We start from the raw sequence: 1063 nt of genomic DNA on the forward strand, positions 1-1063 counted from the left end.
TTGGCTTGTCTCAGCTATTTTACGGGCCGATGTCCGATGCCGTGGGGAGAAGACCTATCTTCTTGTTAGGTCAGGGTGTTTATTTGATTGGTACTGTTGTTTGTGTTGTTTTTTCCGACAACATGACGGCGTTAGAGGTTGGTCGCTTGTTGCAAGGTCTAGGTGCGGGTAGTGCCTCGGTTCTTGGGCGAAGTGTGCTGCGCGACAGCTATGATGGCCTTCAACTGACCAAAGCACTGTCTTATATTTCGGTCACCGCTTCGATCATGCCGATTATTGCGCCCGTGTTTGGTGGTTGGATCTCATTCCACCTCGGTTGGCAGGCGGTGTTCCTGTTTGTTCTTGTGTATTTACTGGCGATATTCACTCTCGGCTATTTTGTTCTTCATGAAACTTTACCATACGGGAAGAGCCGCTTTGAAGTCAGTCAAGTGGTCAAGAACTATGGCCGTTTGTTGACGAATCGCCAAGTGTTGACCAGTGCCAGTTATAATTGGATGAGTTACATGGCGAGTTTGGTGTCGCTATCGCTGTTTCCATTCTTAATGCAAGAGCAATTGGGGCTGACAGCCGCTGAATACGGATCGTTGATGATAGTCCCTTCGGCTGGCTTACTGATTGGTAGCGTGGCTTTGAACTTGCTCAATCGTAGGTTTAGTACACCACAATTGATGAGTCTTGCGATTTTGATCATTTTAGCTTCAGGGACTTGGTTACTTACTCATGAGTTATCCATCTTTAACTTAGTGTGGGCATTTACGTGGTTAGCTATCGCTCAAGGTATCTCCTTCCCTCTATCGATCAGTATGCTATTAGAACCTCATAAGAAGAAAGCGGGCGCGGTGTCGGCACTGTCAGGTTCAATTCAGATGTGTTTGGCGGGTTTACTTGGTGGATATCTAGTCGAGAGTTGGGTGACGACTCACCTACAGCTCGGCGTGTTTTATCTGATTATTGGCGCTTGTATGGCTACAGTACTTTGGTCTTCAACGAGAATGAATAAGAAAGCCACAGCTACCGAAGTTGAGTACAGTTAAGCAGCTGAAGTACAGACCAGTTAAAC

Annotated in this window: 1 protein-coding gene; it reads left to right on the top strand. The window is 46.7% G+C overall.

All coding sequences use genetic code 11. From position 1 onward, the window contains the following. Positions 1–1037: multidrug effflux MFS transporter (locus AB4496_RS27340; RefSeq protein WP_372133092.1), on the top strand; the 1037-nt coding region annotated here is incomplete at its 5' end. Between the last annotated feature and the right edge of the window lie 26 nt (positions 1038–1063).

The sequence above is a fragment of the Vibrio sp. 10N.222.46.A1 genome (assembly GCF_041473595.1).
Lineage (GTDB): Bacteria > Pseudomonadota > Gammaproteobacteria > Enterobacterales > Vibrionaceae > Vibrio > Vibrio tasmaniensis_A.